We start from the raw sequence: 20,876 nt of genomic DNA, 5'->3' as shown, positions 1-20,876 counted from the left end.
GCCGAGCCCCTGCAGCGCCCTGGCTCCGATCAGCGGGGCCGGGGAGGCGGCCAGCCCGCCCAGCAGCGAGGCGGCGCCGTACAGCAGCAGGCCGGAGACGAACATCCGCCGTCTGCCGAGCAGGTCGGACAGGCGGCCCCCGAGCAGCAGGAAGCCGCCGAAGGGCACGGCGTAGGCGCTCACCACCCACTGCAGCGCGTGCGGGGAGAATCCGGCCTCGCGGGCGATCTGCGGCAGTGCTACGTAGACGATGGTGAAGTCCAGGGCGGTGATCATGCTGCCCAGGCCGAGGAGGACGAGAGGGATCACGGATCGCATGGCCGGAAGCCTGGCCGCGGCCGCGGGCCCCAGCCATCCCCGCGTTCTGACTACTCAATTTCCGCCTAGGCTGGACGATCGTGGACCGTGGAGCGGAGCTGAGCGAGTTCCTGAAGTCCCGCAGGGCGCGGCTACGGCCCGAGGACGTCGGCCTGCCCTACCGGGGCCACGGGACGCGGCGGGTGCGCGGTCTGCGCCGGGAGGAGTTGGCGCTGGCGGCCGGGATGAGCGTCAGCCACTACACGCGCCTGGAGCAGGGCAACGGCCGCAACGTCTCGGCCGAGGTGCTGGACGCGGTCGCCGACGTGCTGCGGCTCACCGGGGACGAACGGGCCTACCTCCACGCGCTGGCCCGGCCGGCGCAGCGCAGCCGCGACCTCGCGCCTGCTCCCGTCAGACAGGGGCTGCAGCGGGTGCTGGACTCGCTGGTGCTGACTCCGGCCTTCGTCCTCGGCCGGCATGCGAACGTGCTCGCCTGGAACGCACTGGCAGCGGCGGTCTTCGCCGACTTCGCCGCCATCCCCGCGTAACGCAGGACCATCGCGCACCTGATCTTCCTGGACGAGGAGATCAGGCGCACGCACGGCGAGGGGTGGGCACGGCTCGCGCGGGAACACGTGGCCCAACTGCGCGTCCTGGCCGCGCGCTATCCGAAGAACGCCCAGATCATGGAGCAGGTGGACACCATCTGCCGGCAGAGCGCCGAGTTCCGCGAGCTGTGGCACGAGCACCACGTGACCGCCGCGACGTACCGCGAGTACGTCCTCGACCACCCGGTCGTGGGCGAGCTGCGGTTGTCGGCCGAGCTCGTCGGCCTGCCGGGCGACCCGGAGCTGCAGGGCATGGACCTGTTCGCGGCGGAGGCCGGGTCGGAGTCGGAGCGGAAGCTGCGGCACCTGGCCGCCACCACCACACGCCTGCCGTCCGGTGCTTCGCCCGACGGTCAATAAACGGCAACCCCGACAAATCTAGGGGAAAAGGGGCGGAAATAGCGTGCTCGTATGGAAGAGAACGAACCCGACCCCCGCTTCGTCCTCGCCAACGAGCGCACGTTTCTCACCTGGATCACCACCTCGCTCGCGCTGAGCGCGGGCGGCATCGGCATCGCGGTCGTTCCCGAGGGCGTCTTCGTGCCGTGGGTGCGCACGCTGCTCGCCGTGGTGCTCGTGCTGCTGTCGGCCGTGGCCGCGGGCTCGGCCTACCCCCGCTGGCGGCACATCGACCGGGCGCTCCGGCGGGACCGCGCGCTTCCGCCGCCCGCCCTGGCCCCCCTGTTCGGGTACGGCGTGGCGGGGGTGGCCGTTCTGGCCCTCGTCCTGATCCTCCTGTCGAGGTGACCGGGCCCGTGGGCGACGTGCCGAGGCCGGGTCTGCACAGCGAGCGGACCCGGCTCGCCTGGGTCCGCACCGCCGTGACGATGTCGGGCTCCGCCATGGTGATGGCGGGACTCGCCGTACGGCACGATCTGCCCGGCCCCGCCGCCCCTTTCGCGGCCGCCGCGCTGGCCGGGGCGGTCCTGCTCCTGCGCACGGGAATCCGCCATCGCCGCCTGGAACGGGCGCTGCGGCACGGTCACCCGCTCGACCACCGGCTGGACGGGCGGATCGCCTGGGCCGGCGCGCTGGCCGTCGCCGCCGCGGCGCTGGTTCTTGTGCTGATGCCGGCGTTGTGAGCATCCGAGGCTGATCGGCACCGGAGCCGGGCGGCGCGGCACCGCGGCGGATCGCGGCCGGGAACGTCAGATGGCGGGCACCGCCTCCATGCTGTGCGGGCGCGGGCTGGTCTGCAGCCGGATGCCGCCGATGGCCGTCACCGCCGCCCTGTCCGCGTTCTCGCCCGCCCACTTCTCCGCCTTGGCGCGCAGACTCCGGGCGGGGGACAGCAGAGTGTCCGCCATCTTCGCGAAGAGGCTCGTGCAGGCCTTCGTGCCGACGCCGAGTTTGCAGCCGGCCTTCACGGACACCACCTTGTCGGGCCCGTCGTACCAGATGGAGACGGACATCTGGTGCCTGGCGGCGTCGCCGGGCCGGCAGATCATTCCCATCTTGGCGCCGGTCAGCGGGTCGGGTGCCGCGGACTTCGCGCATGTCCAGGCATTGGCCGCCTGCAGCCAGTTCACCGCGACCATGTCGACCGTCACCTTGGGCAGGTACCGCTGTTTCGCCGTGGGGAACCTCCCAGGGAAGGCAGGCGCGGAGGCGTCCGTCACCGGTTCGGCGGTCGCCAGGCCGATGGCGGCGCCGGTGACTGCGCCCAGCGCCAGCGCCGCGATCAGCGTGCCCACCGTGACCAGTACGAACACCCCGGTTCCACGTCGGCGGCCCGGGGAGGCGACGCCGGGAGGAGTGGGAGCCGCGGCGTCGGGCGGCGCGTACGGCTGCCCCTGCCGGACGGCGTACGGCTGAGCCGCGTGCGGCCCCGGCGGCTGCGGTGGCACGCTGAAGCCCTGCCGGGCGGCGGGCCCGGGGGGTGGTGGCACGACGGGGTGCTGCTGCTCGGGGAACCCGGGGGGTGGTGGCACGCCGAGGCCCTGCTGCGCGGGTGATCCGGGAGGCGGCGGCTGCACCGGCTGCCAGGCTCGGCCGTCCCACCAGAACCTGCCGTCGGGAGAGTACGGCCGGCCGGAGGGCGCCGCCATCAATATCTCCTCTTCATCGTGAGTTCGACGGACCGGGTGTTCGCCTCGCGCTCCAGCGCGTACTCCCAGTCGAGAACGAAGGTCATGTCCCCGTCGCCCGTGATCTGCTCGGCCAGCCAGCCGTGGACCTTTCCGACCGTCGAGGGGTCGTCACGGTGCGGCAGGGCCGCGAACCACGACATGTAGTCCAGCCCGGCCGCCGCCGTGGTGCTGTCCGGATTGACGATCCTGGCCTCGACCTTGCCGATGTACTCGTAGAAGTCCGCCACGTTGGGGACGCGGAAGAGATCCGCTTCGAACCGTACTTTGCCGACTTCGAGCTCACAGGACCAGAACTGCCTCTTGTCGGCGCAGGTGTGCCCCTGGCCCTGCAGCGCCTCGACCACGGTGCCGATCCTGATGCCGGGGATGCAGTCGTGGCCGCAGTATTTCGTGTCCTGCCGGCGGTCCGCGCGCGCGACGGCGTACGCGCCCAGGCCGGCGAGCAGGAAGACGACCAGGCCGATCGCCCCGACCACGATCCGCCGGGACCCGCGGCCACTCCGCGTCAACTCCACTGTCACGAAGACGGAGTATGGCAAGGATCCCGCACAGGTGGGGACAACGGGCGCGAATCCACCGTCCGACGCGCCGCTGTGGGGTCGTCCGGCGGGGGGTCAGTCGGCGGCGGCGATGGTGCCGGCGACCTCCTCCGCCCGCTCCTTCTCCTCGCGCGCGAAGCGCTCCGCGTCGAGCCGGTCGGCGATCTCCTCGTCCTGCCGCATCAGCGCGTCGAGACTCTGCCCGGCCATGTCGAGCACGCCCATGTCGGCGTACGCCTGCCGCAGGCGGGGGCTCCACAGGCCGATGTCCTTCACGCACGGCACGATGCGGCTGAACAGCAGCGCGCGGAACAGCCGGAGGTACTCCGACCGGTCCACGCACTCCATGACCTCGCCGACCTCCTGCCGCGACAGGCCGAGGTTCTCCCAGATCTCCTGGCCGCGCAGCCTGTCGCGCATGAGGTAGCAGCCCTCGATCACGAAGTCCTCGCGCTCGCGCAGCTCGGCGTCGGACAGGTTCCGGTAGTAGTCGCGCAGCGCCATCCGGCCGAAGGCCACGTGCCTGGCCTCGTCCTGCATGACGTACGCCAGGATCTGCTTGGGCAGGGGCTTGGTGGTGACGTCGCGCATGACTCCGAACGCGGCCAGGGCCAGGCCCTCGATCAGCACCTGCATGCCGAGGTAGGGCATGTCCCACCGCGAGTCGCTCAGCGTGCTGTCCAGCAGCGCCTTGAGGTGCCGGTTGATGGGGTAGGCCAGGCCGACCTTCTCCTGCAGGAACCGCGCGTACGTCTCGGCGTGCCGCGCCTCGTCCATCGTCTGGGTGGCGGCGTAGAACTTGGAGTCCAGATCGGGGACCGACTCCACGATGCGGGCCGAGCAGATCATCGCGCCCTGCTCGCCGTGCAGGAACTGGGAGAACTGCCAGGCGGCGTTGTGCCTGCGCACCTCGTCGCGCTGCCGCCGGTCCATGCGCTCCCACAGCGGGGTGCCGTGGATCGCCAGGGTGGTGTCCGGGACGCCCAGCACGTCGTACGGGTCGACCTCGATGTCCCAGTCGATCCGCTTGACGGAGTCCCACTGCTTGTCCTTGCCCTTCTGGTAGAGGGCGAGCATGCGGTCCCGGCCGTCGTCGTACTCCCAGGTGAACCGGGCCGCTCCGGTCATCTCCACGTCCCACGTGGAGAGCTCGGCGGGGATGGTGTAGAGCTCGTGGGTCGACACGGGGGACCTCCTCTGACGTACACCGTACGTTCACCCGCGAGCGTGGCACGTACGCTGTACGTACGTCAATGGACGCCGGACGCCGGCGGTGAGAGAGGATTCGGTCATGCTCAACCGGAACCGCATCGTCACCGCCGCCGTGGAGCTCATCGAAAGAGAGGGCGCCGACGCCGTCTCCATGCGCAGGATCGCCGCCGAGCTCGGCGTCGGCGTCATGTCGCTGTACAACCACGTGCCCAGCAAGGCCGCCCTGCTCGACGCCGTCGCCGAGGACGTGCTGTCGCGGATCGGCTTCACCGACGACCCGTCCGCCCACTGGACCGAGCGGGTACGCATCCAGGCGCGGGCCTTCCGGCGCATCGCCCACCACTACCCCCGTTCGACGATGGTCGTGGTGAGCAGGCAACTGGGCTCGACGGCGGGCCTCCTGCCGGTGGAGCGCGCCCTGGCGACCCTGCGCGACGCGGGCTTCGACGGCCGGGAGGCCGTCCGCATGCTGCGCATGTTCATCGCGTACGTGGTGGGCTCGCTGCTGCGGGAGGTCGGGGTGACCCCGACGTTCGCCCCGGTGCGGGCAGATGCGGCGGTCGCGGAGGTGGATCCGGCGCTGTTCCCCGTGGTCAGCGAGCTGCGGCCGCATCTGGACTCCTGCGACCACGACGAGGAGTTCGAGTTCGGCCTGGAACTGCTCGTCCAGGCCATGGCCGTGCGGGCGGACGCGCGGGCCGATCGCGGGACCGGCGAGCCGACCGGCCGCGGAGGCGCCCGGCGGTAGGCCGCCGGGCGCCTCGGCCCGGATCAGTACCAGTTGTGGGACCGGAAGTGGCCCCAGGCGCCGCACGGCGAACCGTAGCGGCCCTTGATGTAGCGCAGACCCCACTTGATCTGGGTCTGCGGGTTGAACCTCCAGTCGTTTCCGGCGTACCCCATCTTGTGCCCGGGCAGCGCCTGCGGGATGCCGTAGGCGCCCGAGCCCTGGTTGTAGGCCCGGTGGTCCCAGTTGCTCTCCCTGGTCCACAGGCTGTCCAGGCACTGGAACTGCTGGCCGGACCAGGTGCGGCGGGTGACGAGCCGGAAGGCGTACGCCTTGCTGCGGACCTTCGCCGGCGCCCGGCGGAACCGGGGCGGCTGCGCCGCCGCCCGCGTCGTCCACACGCCCAGGTGGGTGACGGGCCGCACGCTCTCCGCGGTCCGCTCCGTCTCTCCGGTCTGGCCCGTCTCCCCGGTCCGCTCCGTGTCCCCGGCCTGCCCCATGTCCCCGGCCTGCCCCGTCTCCCCGGTCTGGCCGAGGGCGGTCCACTCGCCGGCCCACGCCACTCCGCTTCCGCCACCGGTCACGGTGGCCGCGATGAGGGCGGCGACTGTGTTGCGTAGAAGGCTTCTGCTGTCCAAATCGGTCCTTGTCGTCGGGTCGCGTGCGGAAGGCGGGCGCGCGAACGCCCTCCGTCCGGCGGCGCCCATGGCATGGGCGCCGCCGTCCGCTCGGCCCGCCCGGATCACCAAGAGCTTCCGGCGGGCACCGCGACGGGTCCTCACGCGGATTGAAATACGGACAGCCGCTTCGCCGGTGGCATCGCGACACGCGGCGGCCGGTTCTTTGCCGTTCCGCCCCCCAACGCCGACCCTCCCCGGAGGCGCGGGTTACCGTGCGGCCGTGCGGCGCGCCCTGCGGCGAGCACGGACGGGACCCTCGTTTAGGGTGCGGACATGAGCGTTCTCGAGATTCCGGTGACCACGATCGACGGCGAGGGCACGACCCTCGGCGGCCTGCTCGGCGGCGGGGCCGCCCTGGTGGTCAACGTGGCGTCCAGGTGCGGGCTGACCCCGCAGTACGAGGGCCTGGTCGCCCTCCAGCGGACGTACGCCGACCGGGGGTTCACCGTCGTCGGCGTGCCCTGCAACCAGTTCATGGGCCAGGAGCCCGGCTCGGCGGAGGAGATCAAGGAGTTCTGTTCCACCACGTACGGCGTCGACTTCCCGCTGCTCGCCAAGACCGAGGTCAACGGCCCGGGACGGCATCCTCTCTACGACGAGCTGACCGCCGTGCCGGACGCGGAGGGCGAGGCGGGCGACATCCAGTGGAACTTCGAGAAGTTCCTGGTCTCCGCCGACGGCCAGGTGGCCGCCCGGTTCCGCCCCCGCGTCGTCCCCGAGGCCCCGGAGATCGCCGAGGCGATCGAGAAGGTCATCGCCTAGGGCTCGCGACCCTGGGCCCGCAACTCGCCCGTACGACGAGCTGGGTGGGCAGCGTGACGGTCGGAGGCCGCCTGCCCTGCCGCAGCACGAGCTCGGCGGCGCGGTAGCCGATGTCCTGGGCCGGCTGCGCGATCACCGTCAGCGGCGGGGAGCACAGCTCGGCCCACGGCACGTCGTCGAACATGATGAGCGACACGTCCCTGGGGATCCGCACGTCCAGCTCCCGGGCGGCCAGCACGGCCGCCTCGCCGAGCACGTTGCCGCCCGCGATCACCGCCGTGACGTCCGGCCGGTGCTGCAGCAGCCCCGCGGCGGCCGCGTAGGCGGAGTCGCGGCTCGACCGGGCGTGCACGACCAGGTCCCGGTCGGCGGGCAGCCCCAGCGAGTCGAGCGCGGCGGTGAAGGCGGCCACCCGCTGCGACTGCGCGTGCCGGCCGAGGTAGGCGATCTTCCGGTGCCCCAGCCCGGCGAGGTACTCCACCGCCGTCAGCACCCCCGCCCGGTCGTCGGGCACCACACTCGGCACGTCCCCCCGCACCCGCCGGTCGGCGAACACCACGTTCAGGCCCGCGCGCAGCGCGGGCGCCCACATGTCCCCGTCGCCGGACGGCACCGCGATGAGCCGGTCCATGCTCTGCTCGATGAGCGTGCCGATCAGCTCGGCCTCCCGCTCGGGGTCGTCGCCGGTGACCCCCACCGTGACCGGCTCGCCGTACGAGCGGGCGCACGACAGCACGCCGTCGGCCAGCCGCGCGTAGAAGCTGTCGGTGATGTCGGGGACCAGCAGGCCGATGCCGCCGGTGCGCTGGCGCCTCAGGTTGCGGCCCAGCGCGCTCGGCCGGTAGTCGAGGCGGGCCGCCGCGGCGAGCACCTTCTCGCGGGTCTCGGCGCTCGCCGAGCCGCCCGACAGGACCCGGGACACGGTGGCCACCCCGACCCCCGCCGCCTCCGCCACTTCCTTGATGGTTATCCGCCGCTGCGCTGGACCGTTCATGGAAACGATTCCATCATGGTTCCATGCCCTATGTCATCGAAATCTTGACAATAGGCGGTATTTCACGGGACAGTCTTGAAAACGTATCCACATCATCTTGGCTCGGACACGCGAAGGACTGGGGATGGCTTCAATCGTTCTGAACAACGTCGACAAGATCTACGCGGGCGGGGTGAAGGCCGTGAACGGCCTCAACCTCGAGATCAAGGACGGCGAGTTCATGGTGCTGGTCGGCCCGTCGGGCTGTGGCAAGTCCACGGCCCTGCGGATGATCGCCGGCCTGGAGGACATCAGCGGCGGCGAGATCGTCATCGGCGACCGCGTCGTGAACCACCTTCCCCCGAAGGACCGCGACATCGCGATGGTCTTCCAGAACTACGCGCTGTACCCGCACATGACGGTCGAGGAGAACCTCGCCTTCGGCCTCAAGCTGCGCAAGATGTCCAAGCCGGAGATCCAGAAGCGCGTCAACGACGCCGCCCGCATGCTCGGCCTGGAGCAGTACCTCAAGCGCAAGCCGGCCGCCCTGTCCGGTGGTCAGCGCCAGCGTGTCGCGATGGGCCGCGCCATCGTCCGCGAGCCCCAGGCCTTCCTCATGGACGAGCCGCTGTCCAACCTGGACGCCAAGCTCCGCGTCTCGATGCGCGCCTCGCTGAACCAGCTCCACGAGCGCCTCGGCGTCACCACCGTGTACGTCACCCACGACCAGGTCGAGGCCATGACCCTCGGCGACCGCGTCTGCGTCCTGCGCGACGGCGTCCTGCAGCAGGTGGACACCCCGCAGAACCTGTTCGACGACCCGGTCAACCTGTTCGTCGCCGGCTTCATGGGCTCCCCGGCCATGAACTTCACCTACGCCGAGCTGATCCGTGACAACGGCGGCGCGGCCGTGGCGTTCGCCGGCTACCGCCTCCCCGTCCCGGACTCGACCTTCGCGGAGAAGCCGGGCCTCGACCGGTACATCGGCCGCAAGATCATCCTGGGCATCCGGCCCTCCGACTTCGAGGACGCCGGTTCGGCCAGCGGCAACGGCGCCGGGTGGGTGCGCATCCCGGTGCGCGCCAACGTCACCGAGGAGCTGGGCTCGGAGATCAACGTCCTGTTCACGATCGACGCGCCGCCGGTCGAGCACAAGGACACGGTGGCCGCCGCCCACGACGGGGACGACGAGGAGACGACGCTGCCGCTGACCGGCGACAAGTCGCTGTGGACCGCGCGTGTCAACGCCCGCAGCCACGTCCGTCCCGGCCAGGAGATCGAGCTGGTCGTCGACACGCACAACCTGCACTTCTTCGACGTCGACTCGGGCCTGTCCATCGGCCACGAGGCCAACATCGGCCGCTGATCCCGGTCACCCCCGCCGTACGTAGGGCGGCGGGGGGTTTCCGGCGGAGCGCGGGGGCGGCACGCGCCCGCGCTGTCGTCCACCACCGGACGCTTCACCGGACGCTTCACCGGACGAGGCCCGGACGGAGGCCCCCACCGGCCTCCCGCGCGTGACCTCGTCGCGCCGGAGGCGCGCAGGGAGGCCGTCGCGCCGGTGGCGGCGCGCGTGGAACGGGTGGACCACGGGGAAGCGGCCGCGACGCAGGCACGCATGGGAGAGGAAAGCGGCGGCGGTCGCGGCGGTGACCGCGGCCGCGACTCCGGCGGGCACCCAGCCGAGCGCGACCGCGAGCCCGGCCGTCCCGGTGCCGGCCGAGACGCAGCACAGGGCGGGCGCGGCCTTCCGCGCCTGCCCGGACCGCCGCGGCCGGCGGGCGGCGTACGCTCCGGCCCCCACGACGGCCGCCAGCGCCGGCAGCAGCAGCCCGGCCGCGATCACGGCGGTGCCCCGTCCGGCCGTCAGCGCGGCGGCCGTGCAGGTCAGGACGAACCCGGCGAACAACGAGGCGGACGGACCCAGCCGGACCCTGCCCCGCGCCCTGCCGTACGGGAGGGCGCCGAGGAACGCCCCGGCCAGGGCGGCGGCGAGCACCGCGAGGAACGGGTCGCCCAGCACGAGCGCCGTCCCGGCGAGGAACGCGCCGGTGACGGCGGCGACCGCGGCCAGCGCGCCGCCGAGCCGGTCGAGCAGCCCGTACGCGTTGGTCATCGCGACGATCCACATGACGCTGACCGGCCCGTCGAGCCAGTCGCCGGTCAGCGTCACCTGCACGCCGCACAGCACGACCCCGCCCGCCGCCACCGACTCCACGATGAGCCGGGTGGCGAGCGGCAGCCTGCCGACGTCCGCGATGAGGCCGAGCAGCGCCACCGCCGCGGCGGCCAGCAGGACCGCGCCCACCCGCCGGTCCGGCAGGCCGGGGATCGCCACCGCGGCGCCCGCCGTGGCCGCCGCCAGCGTCACCCCGCCGAGGTAGGGGACCGTACGGCGGACCGGGCGCAGCCCCACGGCGGCGAGCAGGCAGGCGGCGGCTCCCGCGAGCACGGGCGCCAGTGCCGGAACGGAGGTCAGTGCCGGAACGGAGGTCAGTGCCGGAACGGGCGTCAAAGACTTCCCACCTCCGACCGCGTCGCGCCGCGCAGCGCGCGGTAGAGGGCCTCGGTGTCGGCCACCAGCCGGTCCACGCAGAAGGCGCGCCCGGTCCACGTGCGGGCCGACTCGCCCATCCGCCGCGCCAGGCCCGGATCCACGAGCAGCCGTACGACGTGGTCGGCCATCTCGTCCGCGTCGGGTTCGGTCAGGAACCCGGTGCGGCGGTCCACGACGACCTCGGGGACGCTGCCGACCCGGGTGGCCACCACCGGCAGCCCCGCCATGCCGGCCTCCACGAGCGCGAGCGGCGTGCCCTCGCTGTCGGAGGTGAGCAGCACCACGTCGGCGGCGGCGTACACGGTCTCGACGTCCCGGCGCCAGCCGAGCAGCCGGAAGGAGTCCCACATCGGCATGACGGCCCGCTCCACCTCCTCCTTCAGCTCGCCGCTGCCGCAGACCAGGAACCGGGTGCCGGGCAGCCGGGCGAGGACCGCCCGGGCCACCTCCGCGAGCCGGTCGGGCCGCTTGGCCTTCTTCAGCCGCCCGACGTACGCCACGACCGGCGCGTCGGGCGGGACGCCCAGCGCGGCGCGGGCGCGGGCACGCTCGGGAAGCGGGCCGAGACCGGCGCCGGGCGGGATGACGACGTACTGTTCGGGCCGGCCGATGCCGGCGGCGAGGAGGTCGTCGCGCACCCGGGCGCCGACCGTGACGAGGCGGTCGGTCATCCTGGCCAGCCGGCGCTCGATGCGGACGTAGACGGCCCGCCGCGGACGGGACAGCTGCCCGTCGAGGAGATGGCCGTGGTAGCTGTGCACCCGTGCCGCCCCGACACCCGACAGCCGCACCGCGAGGCGGCCGAGCGCGCCCGCCTTGGTGGTCCTGGTGTGCACGATGTGCGGCCTGAACTCGCGCATCGCGTTCGCCAGCCGGAACAGAGCCCGGTAGTCGTCGGCCGGCTTGATCGCGCGGCCGAGGCCCGGCACCCGGTGGACCGGGATCGTCGCGTCGCGAAGCTGCAGGTGGTCGCCTTCGCCGCCGTCGACGTATCCGGTGTACAGACGGTGGTCGAACTCCACCGCGCTGAGCCGCTCGCACAGCCCGGTGACCTGGGTGGCGGGACCGCTCACGTTCATCCGGGCGATTATCTCCATGACACGAATCCGGTCGTCCGGTTTCATGCTGGCTCCTCCCTGATCATGTGGAGAAGCTAGCCCCTGGTCCCACCGCCGACGGGGTGCCCGGACGCCGCCGGAAGAGACTTTTCCCTATCCGTACCCAAGCCTTAAAGCGGTCCCGTCCGCCAATTCCGCAGATGACGGAGGGGTCGCTCCTACAGTCGTAGCGTGGCGGAGAAGTTGCTGGTCGTGGGCCAGGGCCGGGCCGGGCTGCCCCTGGCGATGCGTGCCGTGGAGGCCGGGTTCCGCGTCGTCGGCCTCGACGAGGACGAGTGGCGGGTCAAGCGGCTGAACGCGGGGGAGCCCTGCGTCGAGGGAGTCGGCGCGGGCGCGCTGGCCGCCGCGCACGCCTCCGGCCGGTACGCGGCCAGCGCCGACGTGGCCGACGCGTCCGGTTTCGACGTCTGCGTGCTCACCGCGCCCGTGCGGATGCGGCACGGCGCACCCGACCTCGGCCCGCTCGGCACGGCGGCCGGCCGGGTGGCCCCGTTCCTGCGGCCGGGGGCGACGGTCGTGCTGGAGGGCGTCGCCTATCCCGGCACCACCGAGGAGTTCGTACGGCCCCTGCTCGAAGACGGATCGGGGCTGTGCGCGGGGGAGGACTTCCACCTCGGCCACAGCCCGCACCGGGCCGCGCCGGGCAACCCGCGCTGGCGGCTCGGCAACACGCCCAAGGTCGTCTCGGGCATCGACGCCGCCTCGCTGCGGGCGGTGACGGACTTCTACGGCCGGCTGGTGCGGGAGACCGTCCCGGTCTCCTCGCCCCGGGTGTCCGAGCTGTGCGCCCTGCTGGAGAGCGCCCGCGCGCACGTCGACGCGGCCCTGGCGAACGAGCTGTCGATCTTCGCCGCGCACCTCGGCGTCGACGTGTGGGAGGCGATGGAGGCATCCGCCACCACGCCCTTCGGGCATGCGGCGGTGACGCCCGGCCCCGGGATCGAGGACCCCTGTCTGCCGCTCGACGTGGCGTACCTGCCGTGGGGGATCCGGCGCGGGGTGGGACCGGCCTTCCGCCTGGTGGAGACGGCCAACGATGTCAACGCGCACATGCCCGCCCAGGTCGTGGACCGGCTGTGTCTCGCGCTCAACCGCAGGTGCCGCTCGATCAGGGGCAGCCGGATCCTGCTGCTCGGGCTGTCGCCGGTCGAGGTCGCCAAGACGCTGTGCCGGCTCGGCGCCCGGGTGCGGGCCGCCGACCCCCGCGTCGCGGGCTGGGGCGCCCACGACCTCGTCGTACCGGCCGGGGTCGAGGTCGTCGAGCCGGACGCCGCCGAGCTCGCGCGGGCGGACGCGGTCGTCGTGCTCGGCGGACAGGACTGCTACGACTACGACCTGGTCCAGCGGGCGAGCCGGTTCGTCTTCGACACCCGGGGCCGCTGCCGTGGGCCGAACGTCGAACGCCTGTGAGTCAGCGGTAGCGCACCTTCGCCATGCGGCCGACGAGGTTGAGCGGCAGGAGCCTGGCCAGCGCCACGACCGCCTTGTAGCGGGCCGACGGGACGCTCACCCAGGCCCCGCGGGCCAGGTCGCGCATCGCGCCGGCGGCGACCCGGTCGGCCGACAGCCACGCGAAGGGCGGCAGATTGGACATGTCGAGCTGCGCGCGGTCGTGGAACTCGGTGCGCACGAACCCCGGGCACAGCGCCATCACCCGCACGCCGTGCCGGTTGACCATGTTGGCCGCCGAGGCGCTGTAGTTCACCACCCACGACTTCGTGGCACTGTAGGTGCCGCCCGGGAGGAACGCCGCGACCGAGGCCACGTTGATCACCCCGCCCCGCCCCTTGGAGACCATGTACGGCAGGGCCGCCCGGGTCAGCCGCAGCACCGCCTCGCAGTGCAGCCGCAGCATCCGGACCTCGTCCTCCACGGGGGTGTCCAGGAACCCGCCGTGATGCCCGAACCCGGCGTTGTTGACCAGCAGGTCGACCCCGGAGCGCAGCCGCTCCTCGGCCGCCGTCATGCCCTCCTCGGTGGTCAGGTCGGCGCGCAGCGGCTCGACCGGCACGCCGTACCGCTTGTGCAGGGTCTCGGCGGAGGCGGCGAGCCGCTCCTCGTCGCGGGCCAGCAGGACCAGGGAGAATCCGTCGACGGCCAGACGGCGCGCGAAGGCGGCGCCGATGCCGGCGGTCGCGCCGGTGATGAGTGCGGTGGGCATGACGGCAGCGTACCCACCGCACGGGTCGATCCGTCCGGCTCCGTGGCGGGGTCACACCTCGGCGGTGCGGCTGATCAGCTCCTCGACCTTCGCGCTCAGGCGGGCGGCGCGTGGCCACCCGGCGTACAGGGTGAGGAACACGACCGTCTCGCGCAGCTCGGCCGGGCTCAGCTCGCCCGAGCGCAGGGCGGTGTCGAGATGCAGTGCGAGCATGTCGTCCATGTCCTGGCCGACGAGCAGGCCGAGCAGCAGCAGCCGCCGTTCCCTGACCGTGAGGACCTGCCGGGACCACACCTCGGAGAACATGCGCTCCGCCGTCGATCCGAAGAAGCCGTCCGGCCCCTCGCCGGTGCCGTCCTCTTCGTAGACCTGCTTCATGTCCTCCAGCCCTTCCCCCGGCGATTCCTGACGTCATGCATCAAGTTGTCGTGTTCGAGGCGGCCGGGCGTTACATCGTCGGCCCATCCGGCGCGGCTGTTCGACGTGCCGCGTGCGCTTCCGGCGGTCGTCCAGTGGGTATCGGCAGAAAGAGGACTACGCCGCCGCCGGTGTTCCGGGGCCGCGACGGGCCGGAAGCCGCGCAACCTCCGTGTAACGAGAGGAACCAGAATCCGGAAAAGATTTGGTCTAGTTTTCTGGCGTATCGCCGACTTACCGTGAGATGGACAGGTGGAAAACGGGCACTACTACCTCGTAGACCCGCAAAGCGGAGGTTTGGCCCTGGTGGAAAAACCGCGGGTAAGGGCCGGGGCGGTGGGCATGGTCGTGGGGGCGGCGCTGGCCGCCTCCTTGCTGTCCGGCTGTGCCGGCCCCGAATACACGTACGTCCGCGACGACTCGGGCGGCACCTACTTCAAGGTCCCCGCGTCATGGCGGCAGATCGACCAGAAGACGCTCGACGAGGTGCTCTTCGGCGACACGGACTCCGCCACCGAACAGCTCGCGAAGCAGGCGGTGTGGACGGCGGCGTTCGACGCCTACGACGAACCGTCCCTCATTCATCTCGTCCGGGGCTCCGCGGGCACCGACGACAGACCCTTCGTGTTCGCGAAGGTGCAGAAGCTCAGCGAGGCCGAGCAGAACGCGGCGTCGCTCAATCTGCTGCGTGGCTCCCCTCCGATGCCGGTGCCGCTGACGGAGGAGCAGCAGCAGGCGTTCGAGGCGAGCGGCCTGACGGGGTTCGAACTGCTGGCCGACGAGGTGCTGCCCATCGCGGACGGCGTCCGCGGCGTCCACACCGTTTACAACTACCGGGTGGGTAACACGGTGGAGACGTTCGACAGGACCGCCTACCTGTCGGCCGACGGGACGACGGCGTCCACCCTTCTCATCCGCTGCTCGCCCGCCTGCTACCGCCAGCGGGCCGCGGAGATCGGCACCGTCGTCAAGTCCTTCAAGGTCAAGCGCCTCATCAACCCGTGAAGGAGCCCCTCATATGAGCACGGCCCTCCCTCCGAAGCACCACGAGGGGCTTCGCGAACCGGGGTCGGGTCCGGTGGACCGCGACCCCCTCACCAGGAAACGCCTCCCGATGTGGGACCGGATCAAGTTCCTCATCCTGCTCGCCGTCGCGTTCGGCGTGCTGGTGTGGAACGAGATCGCGACGTTCCCCGGGATCATCTCGTTGTACGACGCGACCGTCCGCACGGTGGCGAGCGCCTCCTGGGTCCTGTGGCTGGCGGGCGTCGAGGTGCTCCGGCAGGTCCACTTCCTGATCAGCGAGCGGTCGGCCGGCTACCACGGATTCTGGACCCGGAAGGTCTTCGGCGGCTGGAACCGCTGGACCCACCGCAGGTTCAGCGACTGGAACCGCTACCGCATCTCCCGGGCGATCAAGTGGTTCGTCTGGATCGCGGTCATCGCGCTGGTGCTGGGCAAGGTGCAGCAGGTCTCGCCGCTCGAGGCGCTGTTCAGCGTCCCGGCCACCGTGTGGGGCTTCCTCCCCATGGTCCTGCAGCTCATGCTGATCATGGTGGTCGCCGTGGGACAGTTCGTGGCGATCTTCTGGTTCCTGTCGCGGGGCGGCGTCGACGTCTACTACCCCGACGACATCAAAACGCGCTTCTCGGACGTCTGGGGCCAGGACCACGTCGTCGAGCGGGTCAAGGAGAACATCGTCTTCCTGGAGAAACCGGACGAGATCGAGGCCAGGGGCGGCTACGTGCCCAGCGGGATCCTGCTGTGGGGCCCGCCCGGCACCGGTAAGACGCTGATGGCCGAGGCGGTCGCGGGCTCCACCGGCAAGCCGTACGTGTTCGTCGACCCGGGCGCCTTCATCAACATGTTCTTCGGCGTCGGCGTCCTCAAGGTGAAGTCGCTGTTCCGCAAGCTGCGCAAACTGGCCCTGCGGTACGGCGGCGTCATCGTCTTCTTCGACGAGGCCGACTCGCTCGGCAACCGCGGCGCGCTCGCCCAGGGCGGCCCGGGCGGCTGGGGCCGGTCCGTGCCGGCGCCGTTCGAGAACTCGGGGTGCAACGGCTTCGCCTACCTCGACCCGCACACGCGCACCGTGCTCGGCCGTCAGGCCGCGGGCCCGGCCTCCGCGGCCGAGCCCGCGAGGATGCCGCGCACCGGCGCCTTCGTCAACCGCCTGATGTACGGCGGGGGCATGGGCGGCGGTGGCGGGATGGGCACGCTGGAGGCGCTGCTCACCGAGATCAGCGGTCTGAAGAAGCCGCGCGGCTTCGTCAACCGTCACGTGCGCAGGCTGCTCGGCATGCGGCCCAAGCCGCCGCCGAAGTACCGCATCCTCATCATGATGGCCACCAACCTGCCCGAGGCCCTGGACGAGGCGCTGCTGCGGCCGGGCCGAATCGACCGCATCTACAAGGTCGGCTACCCCTCGAAGGCGGGCCGGATCCGCACCTACAAGGGCTACTTCGACAAGGTCAGCCACGAGCTCGACGACGAGCAGATCGACAAGCTCGCCACGATCACGCCGTACGCCACCGGTGCGACGATCAAGGACCTGGTCAACGAGTCGCTGATCACCGCGATCCGGGACGGCCGGGAGACGATCACCTGGTCGGACGTCATGCGGGCCAAGCGGCTCAAGCAGCTCGGGCCGCCCGAGGACGTCGAGTACATCGAGCGCGAACGGCACGCGGTCGCGGTGCACGAGGCGTGCCACGCCGTCGCCGCCTACCGCACCCGCCACCACCTGGAAATCGACCTGGCGACGATCGAGAAGGGCGCCGACTACCTCGGCATGGTCAGCAGCATCAAGCCGGAGGACCAGTTCACCAGGTGGAAGTCGGAGTACGAGGCCGACATCATGGTGTCGCTCGCCTCGCTCGCGGGGGAGCGGATGTTCTTCGGCGAGGACAACTCCTCCGGCGTCTCCGGCGACCTGCAGAGCGCCACCGCTATCACCGGCATGATGGAGGCCCACTGGGGCATGGGCATCGGAGTCGCCTCGCTGCCCGCGCTGCAGGAGCTCGGCCTGCGCGAGGGCAAGGCGGCGCAGCCGCAGCCCGGCGGCTCCGGCGCTTCGGGGGGCCGGCGCGACGAGATGGTGCCCGACATGCTCCCCGAGCGGATCGAGTTCAACCTCAGCCGGCTGCTGGAGAAGACGGCCGAGCTGCTGCGGGACAACCGCCGCGAGGTGCTGTCGGTCGCGCACGCCCTGGAACAGCACAAGACGCTCAACGGCGACGACGTGGTCGCGGTCATCGAGGGCAGGATGGGCCCGCTGATCGACGGCGTCGTCTACACCTCCGACGAGTTCTACGAGGAGATCGAGGCGTACCACACGGCCGCGGTGGCGGCCCACAAGGCGCACAGCGAGGTCCCGGTCGAGCTCCCGCTGCCGCGGACGCGTGTGATCGAGGCGTCGGTCGTCGCGGCGTCCTCCGGCGGCGCCGCGCCGGTGCTGGTCGCCCCGCCGCCGAACGGCGTGGCCGGCGGCAACGGGCACGCCCCGGCGGTCCAGCCGGGGGCGCCGGCGCAGCCGGACTTCGTGCCGTGGAACGGCGCCCCGCCGCCCCTCCCCGCGGGCGCGCTGTTCGCCACGCCGCCCGCCGCGCCGGACCGCCGGTCGCACGGCGCGCTGTGGGCGGTCGTCGGAGTCGTCGTGGCGGTGGTGCTGTTCGTACTGCTGGGGGCGCTGCTCCTCGCCCCGCCGCGGGGAGCGGCGGGGGTGGCCGCGGTCGGCGGGGTGCCGGCCGGCACGGCCGTGCTGCTGGCCGTCGCGCTGGTCGCGGTCGTCGGCGGCATCGCGGTGGCGGTCCTGCTGGTCCGCTCCCATCAGGCGGGACGGCGGCGCGCCGAGGAGGCCAGGGACCGGGCGGCGGACCGGGCGCAGTTGCTCGCGGCGGCGATGGACCCGGAGGTGGCGATGCGGCTGCTCGGCTACGACGGCCGCCGAGGCCCGGAGGCGTAGATCACCGATCCGATCCCCGGCGGGCCACCGCCCGCCGGGGATCGGCGTGTTCCGGGGGCCGGTGAAGCGCGCCGCCGCAGCCCGTCCGGCGAAAGCCCTGATGCGGTCACAACTTTGTCCTACCGCAAACGAAAGTTCTTGAAACTTGTACTTAACTTCTTCCATACGGTGATGAAAGAGGGTAATTTGGCGCCCACTTGAGGCCGTGAAGACCGTTTCGGCGGTGCGCGGCCCTGCCTTCCGTCACGGAACCGCCGGCCCACCACCCCCCAGTGGGCCGGCCTCCATGACGCATGAGATGGAGGACTGTCACCATGTCACGTAAGCGACTGCTCGCTCTGGCGGCACTGTCCGCGATCATCGCGCCGGCCTTCGCCGGCACCAGCGCGCTCGCGGCCCCCGCGGACGACCCCGAGTTCCGCGTGCTCGTCTTCGGCAAGACCACCGCCTTCCGGCACGACTCGATTCCCGCCGGTGAGGCGGCGATCCAGCAGCTCGGCCAGGAGAACGGCTTCGCGGTGGACGTGACGGAGGACGCGGCCCAGTTCACCGACGCGAACCTCGCCAAGTATCAGACCGTCGTCTTCATGTCCACGACCGGTGACCCGCTCGGCCAGCCCGAGCAGAAGGCGGCGTTCGAGCGCTACATCCGCAACGGCGGTGGCTTCGTCGGCGTGCACGCCGCCGGAGACTCCGGCTACAACTGGGCCTGGTACGGCGGCCTCGTCGGCGCCTACTTCCGCAACCACCCGGCGCAGCAGAACGCCACGGTGAAGATGGTGGGCCAGGGCGCGGCGTCCAACCGCGGGCTGCCGAACCGCTGGAACCGCTGGGACGAGTGGTACAACTACCGCACCAACCCGCGCGACGCCGGGGTGCGCGTGCTCGCCGAGCTCGACGAGAAGTCCTACAACCCCGGCTCCGGCGCCATGGGCGACCACCCCATCGCCTGGTGCCACAACTACGACGGCGGGCGTTCCTGGTACACGGGCATGGGCCACACCAAGGAGTCCTACAGCGACCCGCTGTTCCTCAAGCACCTGCTGGGCGGAATCCGGATGACCGCCGGGGTGACGAACTTCCCCTGCGACCCCGACGGCGACTGAGGCTGCGCGGGCTTCCACCCCGGCTTTCGGGAGCCGAGGCACGCCGTCCGGTGCGTTCACCGGGCGGCGTGCCTGCGCGTCGCCGGGAGGACCACCGGCCGTCGGATGCCGGGCGGCGGCCCCGGCGGGGTCAGAGCCGGAAGCCCAGGTCCGGCGTGATCTCCGCCACGTCCATCTGCGCCTTCTGCAGGCGGCCCGAGTAGTCCCAGTTCATCGCCTGCCAGCGGGTGAACTGGTCGAGCACCCACATGCCGCTCTGCCTGCTGCCGTTGCCCGACTTGCCGTTCCCGCCGAACGGCAGATGGGCCTCCGCGCCGGAGGTGGAGTTGTTGACGCTGACCATTCCGGCCGACACGCCCTCGCGGAAGCGGAACACCGCCTTCGGGTCGGTGGTGTAGATGGACGACGACAGGCCGTACCCCGGCCGGTTGGCCAGGTCGATCGCCTCGTCGAGGGTGGAGAACGTCGTCACGCCCACGATCGGGCCGAAGGTCTCCTCCAGGAACAGCCGGTCGTCCGGGCGGACGCCGTCCACGACCACCGGGTGATAGTAGAGGCCGTCGCCGTCCATCCGCCCGGCCGGGCCGGGCAGCACGGTGTGGTGCGGCTGGATCCAGCCCAGGTACTCCTCGTACCGCTCGGCGAACCTGTGGTCGAGCAGCGGGCCGTACAGGACGTCGCCGTTCGGGTCGCCGATCTTCGCGTCGCGCACGGCGGCGGTGAACCGGCGCAGGAACTCGTCGTGCACGTCCTCGTGGACGATGACCGTGCCGAGGGAGGTGCACCGCTGCCCGGCCGTGCCGAACCCGGAGAACAGGGCGCCCTCGGCCGCGAGGTCGAGGTCGGCGTCCGGCATCACGACCATCGGGTTCTTGCCGCCGAGTTCCAGGCAGGGCGACTGCAGGTGCCGGCCGCACAGCTCGCCGACGGCCCGGCCGACCGCGCTCGACCCGGTGAAGCCGACCTTCTGCACGGTGCCCTCGCCGAGCGCGCGGTCGAGACCCGCGTACGTCTGGTCGCCGGCGGCGAACACGAGGTTGAGCACCCCGTCGGGGAGGCCGGCCGCCGCGAACAGCCGGTAGAGCGCGTGCGCGGACGCGGCGGCGTACTCCGCGGGCTTCCACACCACCGCGTTGCCGCACAGCAGGGCCGGGACCAGGTACCACGAGGGCACGGCCACCGGGAAGTTGCCGGCCGTCACGACCGCCGCCACGCCGACGGGCACCCGGAACGTGAACAGGCTCTTGTCGGGCATCTCCGACGGCACGGTCTGCCCGTAGAGACGGCGGCCCTCGCCCAGGAAGAAGTCGCAGGTGTCGACGATCTCGCGCACCTCGCCCAGCGCCTCGGCGTACGGCTTGCCGATCTCCTCGGTGACCAGCCGGGCCAGCGCCTCGGTGTTGGCCTCGACCAGGCGGCCGATCGACGCGATCACCCGTCCCCGCACGGGGGCGGGGACGCGCGCCCACTCCCGCTGGGCCGCCGCCGCGGCGCGGCACGCGCCGGCGAAGCCGTCCGCGTCCGCGAGCAGGACGGTCGCCACGGTCTCCGCGGGCCGCGCCGGGTTCACCGACTCGTACGGCGTGCCCGAAGAGAGCTCCTCACCCGCGACGACGGAAACGATCTGCCGAGCCACCGCTGACCTCCGGAAGTGTTGCTGGT

The 20,876-nt window shown here is 71.9% G+C and carries 19 protein-coding genes and 2 pseudogenes; 10 read left to right on the top strand and 11 right to left on the bottom strand.

From position 1 onward, the window contains the following. Positions 1 to 36: 36 nt before the first annotated feature. Positions 37 to 276: pseudogene (locus tag AAH991_RS02895) on the bottom strand (MFS transporter); the annotation flags it as partial. A gap of 122 nt (positions 277 to 398) precedes the next feature. Between AAH991_RS02895 and AAH991_RS02890 the strand changes: the two are divergent. The 3 genes and pseudogenes from AAH991_RS02890 (at position 399) to AAH991_RS02880 (ending at position 1,990) form a co-directional block, all read left to right on the top strand. Next, a pseudogene (locus tag AAH991_RS02890) lies at positions 399 to 1,268 on the top strand (helix-turn-helix domain-containing protein). A 51-nt stretch (positions 1,269 to 1,319) separates the two neighbouring features. After that, positions 1,320 to 1,655: a YidH family protein gene (locus tag AAH991_RS02885; RefSeq protein ID WP_346224148.1), complete on the top strand. Its 336-nt coding sequence runs from the start codon at positions 1,320 to 1,322 to the stop codon at positions 1,653 to 1,655. After that, on the top strand, positions 1,652 to 1,990 hold the full coding sequence (locus AAH991_RS02880; RefSeq protein ID WP_346224147.1) for a DUF202 domain-containing protein: 339 nt from the start codon (positions 1,652 to 1,654) through the stop codon (positions 1,988 to 1,990). Before AAH991_RS02885 ends, AAH991_RS02880 begins: the two co-directional genes overlap by 4 nt. Positions 1,991 to 2,056: 66 nt before the next feature. Here the strand turns inward: AAH991_RS02880 and AAH991_RS02875 are convergent, their stop codons facing one another. The 3 genes from AAH991_RS02875 to AAH991_RS02865 all read right to left on the bottom strand — a co-directional run bounded on the left by AAH991_RS02875 (position 2,057) and on the right by AAH991_RS02865 (position 4,722). After that, a complete protein-coding gene (locus tag AAH991_RS02875; protein WP_346224146.1) occupies positions 2,057 to 2,956 on the bottom strand; it encodes a hypothetical protein in 900 nt (299 codons plus the stop codon). Then, entirely contained in the window at positions 2,956 to 3,519 is a 564-nt protein-coding gene (locus tag AAH991_RS02870; RefSeq protein ID WP_346224145.1) for a hypothetical protein, read from the bottom strand. Before AAH991_RS02870 ends, AAH991_RS02875 begins: the two co-directional genes overlap by 1 nt. A 93-nt stretch (positions 3,520 to 3,612) precedes the next feature. Next, complete coding sequence (locus AAH991_RS02865; RefSeq protein ID WP_346224144.1) at positions 3,613 to 4,722, bottom strand: ferritin-like domain-containing protein; 1,110 nt, start codon at positions 4,720 to 4,722, stop codon at positions 3,613 to 3,615. A gap of 106 nt (positions 4,723 to 4,828) precedes the next feature. Between AAH991_RS02865 and AAH991_RS02860 the strand changes: the two genes are divergently transcribed. After that, complete coding sequence (locus tag AAH991_RS02860; RefSeq protein ID WP_346224143.1) at positions 4,829 to 5,497, top strand: TetR/AcrR family transcriptional regulator C-terminal domain-containing protein; 669 nt, start codon at positions 4,829 to 4,831, stop codon at positions 5,495 to 5,497. Between the two features lie 23 nt (positions 5,498 to 5,520). Here AAH991_RS02860 and AAH991_RS02855 read toward each other — a convergent pair whose 3' ends face one another. Continuing rightward, on the bottom strand, positions 5,521 to 6,114 hold the full coding sequence (locus tag AAH991_RS02855) for an aggregation-promoting factor C-terminal-like domain-containing protein (RefSeq protein ID WP_346224142.1): 594 nt from the start codon (positions 6,112 to 6,114) through the stop codon (positions 5,521 to 5,523). Positions 6,115 to 6,429: 315 nt separating this feature from the next. Between AAH991_RS02855 and AAH991_RS02850 the strand changes: the two genes are divergently transcribed. After that, positions 6,430 to 6,918, top strand: coding sequence for a glutathione peroxidase (locus tag AAH991_RS02850; protein WP_346224141.1), 489 nt, complete (start codon positions 6,430 to 6,432; stop codon positions 6,916 to 6,918). On the opposite strand, the gene AAH991_RS02845 is transcribed toward AAH991_RS02850, so the two are convergent. Continuing rightward, complete coding sequence (locus AAH991_RS02845; protein WP_346224140.1) at positions 6,908 to 7,912, bottom strand: LacI family DNA-binding transcriptional regulator; 1,005 nt, start codon at positions 7,910 to 7,912, stop codon at positions 6,908 to 6,910. The two genes, AAH991_RS02850 and AAH991_RS02845, sit on opposite strands and share 11 nt — an antisense overlap. Positions 7,913 to 8,036: 124 nt before the next feature. Between AAH991_RS02845 and AAH991_RS02840 the strand changes: the two genes are divergently transcribed. Continuing rightward, positions 8,037 to 9,257: an ABC transporter ATP-binding protein gene (locus tag AAH991_RS02840; protein WP_346224139.1), complete on the top strand. Its 1,221-nt coding sequence runs from the start codon at positions 8,037 to 8,039 to the stop codon at positions 9,255 to 9,257. Positions 9,258 to 9,263: 6 nt separating this feature from the next. On the opposite strand, the gene AAH991_RS02835 is transcribed toward AAH991_RS02840, so the two are convergent. Together AAH991_RS02835 and AAH991_RS02830 are read right to left on the bottom strand one after the other, a co-directional pair. Continuing rightward, positions 9,264 to 10,406: an MraY family glycosyltransferase gene (locus tag AAH991_RS02835; protein WP_346224138.1), complete on the bottom strand. Its 1,143-nt coding sequence runs from the start codon at positions 10,404 to 10,406 to the stop codon at positions 9,264 to 9,266. After that, positions 10,403 to 11,572, bottom strand: a complete 1,170-nt coding sequence (locus tag AAH991_RS02830; RefSeq protein WP_346224137.1) for a glycosyltransferase — start codon at positions 11,570 to 11,572, stop codon at positions 10,403 to 10,405. Before AAH991_RS02830 ends, AAH991_RS02835 begins: the two co-directional genes overlap by 4 nt. Positions 11,573 to 11,737: 165 nt before the next feature. Here AAH991_RS02830 and AAH991_RS02825 point away from each other — a divergent pair, with 165 nt between their 5' ends. Next, the gene (locus AAH991_RS02825; protein ID WP_346224136.1) at positions 11,738 to 12,976 is read left to right on the top strand and encodes a nucleotide sugar dehydrogenase; all 1,239 of its coding nucleotides are present in this window, start codon (positions 11,738 to 11,740) and stop codon (positions 12,974 to 12,976) included. Position 12,977: 1 nt separating this feature from the next. Here the strand turns inward: AAH991_RS02825 and AAH991_RS02820 are convergent, their stop codons facing one another. Next, positions 12,978 to 13,727 carry an SDR family NAD(P)-dependent oxidoreductase gene (locus AAH991_RS02820; RefSeq protein ID WP_346224135.1) on the bottom strand — a complete coding sequence of 250 codons (750 nt, stop codon included), beginning with the start codon at positions 13,725 to 13,727 and terminating at the stop codon, positions 12,978 to 12,980. 51 nt (positions 13,728 to 13,778) lie between these two features. Then, positions 13,779 to 14,105 (bottom strand): carboxymuconolactone decarboxylase family protein, encoded by a 327-nt coding sequence (locus AAH991_RS02815; RefSeq protein WP_346224134.1) that lies wholly within the window; start codon positions 14,103 to 14,105, stop codon positions 13,779 to 13,781. 345 nt (positions 14,106 to 14,450) lie between these two features. On the opposite strand from AAH991_RS02815, the gene AAH991_RS02810 reads away from it, so the two are divergent. The 3 genes from AAH991_RS02810 (at position 14,451) to AAH991_RS02800 (ending at position 19,214) form a co-directional block, all read left to right on the top strand. Beyond that, the gene (locus tag AAH991_RS02810; RefSeq protein WP_346224133.1) at positions 14,451 to 15,149 is read left to right on the top strand and encodes a hypothetical protein; all 699 of its coding nucleotides are present in this window, start codon (positions 14,451 to 14,453) and stop codon (positions 15,147 to 15,149) included. Between the two features lie 13 nt (positions 15,150 to 15,162). Next, complete coding sequence (locus AAH991_RS02805) at positions 15,163 to 18,108, top strand: AAA family ATPase (RefSeq protein ID WP_346224132.1); 2,946 nt, start codon at positions 15,163 to 15,165, stop codon at positions 18,106 to 18,108. Positions 18,109 to 18,422: 314 nt separating this feature from the next. Next, positions 18,423 to 19,214: a ThuA domain-containing protein gene (locus AAH991_RS02800; protein ID WP_346224131.1), complete on the top strand. Its 792-nt coding sequence runs from the start codon at positions 18,423 to 18,425 to the stop codon at positions 19,212 to 19,214. Between the two features lie 130 nt (positions 19,215 to 19,344). Here the strand turns inward: AAH991_RS02800 and AAH991_RS02795 are convergent, their stop codons facing one another. Next, positions 19,345 to 20,850: an aldehyde dehydrogenase family protein gene (locus AAH991_RS02795; protein ID WP_346224130.1), complete on the bottom strand. Its 1,506-nt coding sequence runs from the start codon at positions 20,848 to 20,850 to the stop codon at positions 19,345 to 19,347. Positions 20,851 to 20,876 lie beyond the last annotated feature (26 nt).

Source organism: Microbispora sp. ZYX-F-249 (assembly GCF_039649665.1).
Classification (GTDB): domain Bacteria; phylum Actinomycetota; class Actinomycetes; order Streptosporangiales; family Streptosporangiaceae; genus Microbispora; species Microbispora maris.
The sequence above is the reverse complement of the archived record's forward strand: the minus strand, read 5'-3'. Positions and strand labels throughout refer to the sequence as shown.